At 46.3% G+C, this 449-nt stretch carries 1 protein-coding gene; it reads right to left on the reverse strand.

The features are described from left to right. Positions 1 to 449: aspartate/ornithine carbamoyltransferase family protein (locus HC175_RS18615; RefSeq protein WP_369074348.1), on the reverse strand; the 449-nt coding region annotated here is incomplete at both ends.

The following is a 449-nucleotide window of genomic DNA, read 5'->3' on the forward strand; positions in this document are numbered from 1 at the left end:
CATATTGGCTACATCACACCATTCCAGGGCATTTTTGAGGTTCGGCTCCACTTCTACTCCCAAGGACCTAATATATTTCGGGATCAAAGTATATGGCCCGCATACTTTCACCTGGGCACCGAGCAATTTGAGAGCAAAAATATTAGAAAGGGCAACCCTGCTATGCAATATATCTCCCACGATCACCACCTTTTTTCCTTCTACGTCACCAAGTTTTTCCCGAATAGAATAACAGTCCAACAAGGCCTGGGTGGGATGTTCATGGGCTCCGTCGCCGGCATTGATGATACTTGCATTCACGTGCCGGGAAAGAAAAATTCCGGCCCCGGGATTGGGATGCCGCATTACCACCATATCCACTTTCATGGAAAGGATATTGTTCACTGTATCAATAAGTGTCTCTCCTTTTGTAACAGATGAGGAGGAGGCCGAAAAATTCACCACATCTG

The organism is Salinimicrobium oceani, assembly GCF_012037645.1.